Source organism: Streptomyces sp. CO7, assembly GCF_053474865.1.
This window is the reverse complement of sequence record NZ_JBRIOU010000002.1, coordinates 1314761-1319120: the sequence shown is the minus strand read 5'-3', so window position 1 is coordinate 1319120 and position 4360 is coordinate 1314761. Positions and strand designations below refer to the sequence as shown.

Here is a 4360-nt window from a genome sequence, read left to right as displayed (position 1 = left end):
GAGGACGAGCACCTGGACAAGCTGCGCGGCTTCGCCCAGGACTCCGGCGAGGGCCGCTGGACGGTCGAGGCGGCCATCGACAACGCCGTCCCGCTGCCCGCCATCACCGCCTCCCTCTTCGCCCGCTTCGCCTCCCGCCAGGAGGACTCCCCGCAGATGAAGATGATCGCCGCCCTGCGCAACCAGTTCGGCGGCCACGCGGTCGAGGCGGCCGGTCCCTCGGCGGCGCGGTAGACGGGGCGGACCGTGGGTGATCTTCTGCTGCTGCGGCACGGCGAGACGACGTGGAGCGCGGCGCGCCGCCACACCAGCCGCACCGACCTGCCGCTCACCGCGCACGGTGAGGAGGAGGCGCGGGCGGTGGCACCGCTGCTCGCCGGACGGAGACTGGCGGCGGTGCTGACCAGTCCCCGGCTGCGCGCGGTCACCACCGCCCGTCTGGCCGGCCTCACCGGCGCCCGGACCGATGCCGACCTGCGCGAATGGGAGTACGGGGCCTACGAGGGACTGATGACGGAGGAGATCCGCCAGGAGCGGCCCGGCTGGAACATCTGGGACGACGGCTGCCCGTCGTCGGCGGACGGACAGCCCGGAGAGCTGCCCGAGGAGGTCGGCGCGCGGGCCGACCGGGTGCTGGCGCGCGTCGAGCCGCTGCTGCGGGCGGACGAGGGCGACGTGCTGCTGGTGGCCCACGGCCACTACCTGCGCGTCCTGACGGCACGGCGGCTGGGGCTCGCGGCGACCGACGGTCGGCTGTTCCAGATCTTCACCGGAACCGTCAGCCGCCTGTCCACCGAGCACGGCCGCCCGGTCGTGTCCGTGTGGAACGCACGGCCCGGTGGTGCGGAGCTCTGAAGGGTCGGCCCGGTGACGCGAAGCTCTGGAGGGCCGGCCCGGTGGCGCGGGACCGCAGGGAGCCGGCCCGGGCCTCGCCCCGAACCGGCGCCCGGAGCGTCATCCCGCGGCGCCCTTGGGCATCCCGTACACGCGCTCCACGCGCAGCCGCAGCACCAGGCGGCGCTCGCGAACCATCGCCGCCCGGTAGTCGTCCCAGTCCGGGTGCTCCCCGGCGACGTCCCGGTAGAGCCGTATCAGCTCCTCCACCGTCGCGTCGGCGGGGTCCGCGGCCACCGGGCTCAGCTCCGCGGCGCCCTCCGCCACGGTGTAGGCCCAGCGGTCGGCACTGGTCACGTGGTAGGAGGCGCGCGGGTCGCGGCGCAGGTTGCGGGTCTTGGCCCGGTCGTCCGTGACCGAGATCCGCAGCAGGCGCTCCTCGGGGTAGTAGGCGTGGTTGACGTTGGACAACTGCGGCCGCCCGTCGGCCTTGAGGGTCACCAGCACTCCGCCGGCGGCCTCGGAGAGCAGGGCGAGCAGGGCTTCTTCACTCATACCGGCGGAACGTCCCCCTGGACCGGGGTGTTCCCGGACGCACCGGTCAGGTCTGGAATTGCGCCGAACGGGGTATCTCCGAGCCGCTCGCGCAACGTGGACGGAGGGTCAGGACCATGACGGCGACCGCGAGGACGGTGCTGCGCCAGGAGATCGACCCGGGCGAGGCGGGCCTGGACGCCGCCCGCCTGGACGAACTGGACCGCCTGCTGGCCCGGCACGTCGACACCGGGAGCCTGCCGGGCTACCTCCTGTCGGTGGCCCGGGACGGCCGGGTGGCCCGCCTGACCACCTACGGCTGCCGCGACCTCGCCGCGGGACTGCCGGTGGAGCCGGACACCCTCTGGCGGATCTACTCGATGACCAAGCCGGTCACCTCGGTGGCGGCGATGCTGCTGGTGGAGGACGGTCTGCTGTCGCTCGACCACCCGCTCGAGCGCCACCTGCCGGCCTTCTCGGACCCGCGGGTCCATGTGGCGGGCGAGGGCGCCGGGATGCGGACGCGCCCTGCGCGGGGGCCGCTCCTGATCCGCCATCTCCTCTCGCACACGGCCGGTCTGACGTTCGCCTTCCACCATGCCCACCCGGTGGACGCCCTCTACCGGGAGGCGGGCCTGCACGCCTCGGTCCTGCCGGGCGCGGACCTCGCGCAGACCTGCGACGCGTACGCCCGGCTCCCCCTCCAGTTCGATCCCGGCAGCGGCTGGAACTACTCGGTGGCGACCAACGTGCTGGGCCGGGTGATCGAGGTGGTCTCGGGGCGCCCGCTGGACGAGTTCGTGGGCGAGCGGGTGCTGGGGCCGCTGCGGATGACCGACAGCGGGTTCCGGATCGGCGCGGAGCAGGCGGGCCGGCTGGCCGAGCTGTACGGGGACGGGGACGACGGGGCGCTCGAGGTAGTCCCGGGCACCCCGGTGCGGGAGCGGCCGCACTTCCTGTCCGGCAGCGGCGGGCTGGTGGCGAGCGCCGGGGACTACCACCGCTTCATGGAGATGCTCCGGCGGCGCGGGGAGCTCGACGGGGTGCGGCTGCTGCGGCCGGCGACGGTGGACCTGATGACCCGCAACCACCTGCCCGAGGGCGCGGACATCCGGAGCTTCGGCGCCCCCGTCCACGACGAGCCGGCCAACACCGGGGTGGGGTTCGGTCTGGGCTTCTCGGTGGTGGTGGACCCCTCGCGCACCCAGTCCCCGTCCTCGCGCGGGACCTACGGCTGGAAGGGCGTGGCGACCACCGTCTTCTGGGTGGATCCCGTCCAGGACCTGACCGTGCAGTTCATGACCCAGCTGCGGCCCCGGCGCTCGCGGCTGCTGTTCCCGGAGATCCGGCGGCTGGTGCACGCATCCGTCCTGGGATGAGGGGCCGCCGGGCGCGGCGGGTTGACCTGCACCCCCTCTACATGACATTCATTTTCAGTAAGGGCGGGCCGCGACCCGGCACGCCCGGTTCATGCTGCCCGGATCCCACAGACAGGACTTCCTCATGTCTCTCGACGTCTCCCCCACCCTGCTCGCCGACGCCGAACGCGGCGAGGTCCGCGAGGAGGACTTCCTCGCCACCGTGCGCACCTCGCTGCCCTACGCCTACGAGCTGATCGCCCGGCTCGCCGGCGAACTGCGCGAAGGGTCCGCGGAGTTCGCCGACAACACCACGCCGCCGCCGTCCGAGCGCGAGCGCGGCCAGCTGCTGCGGGCCCTGGCGAGCGACGCCATCCGCGGAACACTGGAGCGCCACTTCGGCGTGGCACTGGCCTTCCAGAACTGCCACCGGGTGGCCGCGTTCCGGCCGCGGGACGTGGGCGGGGAGCGTCACACGCGCTTCACCTCCCCCCGTGCCCAGCTCCTCAACCAGTCCCCCGACCTGCGCGACTGCTGAGTCAGCGGCCCGCGGGGGCCGTCCGGTCGTAGGCCCGCATCAACCGATCGGTCGATGCGGGTCCGGACCGGACGGGCGATGTGGCGGCGGGCCCCCTCACGGGACGCTTTGCGCATGTCAACGACGAGCACGAAGAGGACGACGCCGGCCACGGCCGGCGGCAGGCCGGCGGTCGTCGAGGTCGAGGGGCTGCGGAAGTCCTACGGCGGCCGGGCCGTCGTCGACGGGGTTTCCTTCGCCGTCGAGGAGGGCGAGATCTTCGGCATCCTGGGCCCCAACGGCGCCGGCAAGACGACCACCGTCGAGTGCGTCGAGGGCCTGCGGGTCGCCGACGCCGGCCGGATCAGAGTGGCGGGGCTCGACCCGGTCGCCGACCGCGAGCAGGTCACGCGGCTGCTCGGCGCCCAGCTCCAGGAGAGCGAGCTGCAGCCGAAGCTGACCGTCCGTGAGGCGCTCGAGCTGTACTCAGCCCTGTACCCGGCTCCCGCCGACGGCTACGAGCTGGCCGAACGGCTGGGCCTGTATGAGCGCCTGGACACCCGTTTCGCCAAGCTGAGCGGTGGTCAGAAGCAGCGCCTGTTCATCGCGCTCGCCCTCATCGGCAACCCCCGCATCGTGGTGCTGGACGAGCTGACGACCGGCCTGGACCCGCGCGCCCGCCGCGACACCTGGGATCTGATCGACGACGTCCGGGCCCGTGGCGTGACGGTCCTGCTGGTCACCCACTTCATGGAGGAGGCCCAGCGGCTGTGCGACCGGATCGCCATCGTCGACGGCGGCCGGATCACCGCGCTGGACACCCCGCGGGGGCTGATCGGCAGGGCGGCCGGGGCCACCCACATCTCCTTCACCCCCTCCGAGCGGCTGGACGAGGCCGAACTGGCCGCCCTCCCCGGGCTGGCGTCGATGGAGGACAAGGGCGGCCGGCTGACCCTCGCGGGCACCGACGACACCGTGAACGCCGTCGTCCAGCTGCTCGTCCGGCGGCGCGTCACCGCCCACCAGCTGCGGGTCACCGACGCCACGCTGGACGACGCCTTCCTCGACCTCACCACCACCTGACGGAGACCGCGCCATGACCAGCGACCCGATGCCC

5 protein-coding genes and 1 pseudogene are annotated in these 4360 nt (G+C 73.5%); 5 read left to right on the top strand and 1 reads right to left on the bottom strand.

Annotated elements, in window-relative coordinates:
- Together ACOV8S_RS07995 and ACOV8S_RS07990 are read left to right on the top strand one after the other, a co-directional pair.
- Positions 1-234: pseudogene (locus ACOV8S_RS07995) on the top strand (6-phosphogluconate dehydrogenase); the annotation flags it as partial.
- A 12-nt stretch (positions 235-246) separates the two neighbouring features.
- Complete coding sequence (locus ACOV8S_RS07990; RefSeq protein ID WP_448316963.1) at positions 247-855, top strand: histidine phosphatase family protein; 609 nt, start codon at positions 247-249, stop codon at positions 853-855.
- 99 nt (positions 856-954) lie between these two features.
- Here ACOV8S_RS07990 and ACOV8S_RS07985 read toward each other — a convergent pair whose 3' ends face one another.
- Positions 955-1389 carry a TIGR03618 family F420-dependent PPOX class oxidoreductase gene (locus ACOV8S_RS07985; RefSeq protein ID WP_448316962.1) on the bottom strand — a complete coding sequence of 145 codons (435 nt, stop codon included), beginning with the start codon at positions 1387-1389 and terminating at the stop codon, positions 955-957.
- Positions 1390-1505: 116 nt separating this feature from the next.
- Between ACOV8S_RS07985 and ACOV8S_RS07980 the strand changes: the two genes are divergently transcribed.
- The 3 genes from ACOV8S_RS07980 to ACOV8S_RS07970 all read left to right on the top strand — a co-directional run bounded on the left by ACOV8S_RS07980 (position 1506) and on the right by ACOV8S_RS07970 (position 4326).
- Positions 1506-2747 carry a serine hydrolase domain-containing protein gene (locus ACOV8S_RS07980; protein WP_448316960.1) on the top strand — a complete coding sequence of 414 codons (1242 nt, stop codon included), beginning with the start codon at positions 1506-1508 and terminating at the stop codon, positions 2745-2747.
- Positions 2748-2871: 124 nt separating this feature from the next.
- A complete protein-coding gene (locus ACOV8S_RS07975; RefSeq protein ID WP_448316959.1) occupies positions 2872-3264 on the top strand; it encodes an SCO5389 family protein in 393 nt (130 codons plus the stop codon).
- Positions 3265-3378: 114 nt separating this feature from the next.
- Positions 3379-4326, top strand: coding sequence for an ABC transporter ATP-binding protein (locus ACOV8S_RS07970; protein WP_448316957.1), 948 nt, complete (start codon positions 3379-3381; stop codon positions 4324-4326).
- Positions 4327-4360 lie beyond the last annotated feature (34 nt).

What these genes read in the sequence shown, in the direction of transcription:
- ACOV8S_RS07985 (WP_448316962.1), bottom strand. Translation starts at nt 1,389, where the DNA reads ATGAGTGAAGAAGCCCTGCTCGCCCTGCTCTCCGAGGCCGCCGGCGGA.
- ACOV8S_RS07980 (WP_448316960.1), top strand. Translation starts at nt 1,506, where the DNA reads ATGACGGCGACCGCGAGGACGGTGCTGCGCCAGGAGATCGACCCGGGC.
- ACOV8S_RS07975 (WP_448316959.1), top strand. Translation starts at nt 2,872, where the DNA reads ATGTCTCTCGACGTCTCCCCCACCCTGCTCGCCGACGCCGAACGCGGC.
- ACOV8S_RS07970 (WP_448316957.1), top strand. Translation starts at nt 3,379, where the DNA reads ATGTCAACGACGAGCACGAAGAGGACGACGCCGGCCACGGCCGGCGGC.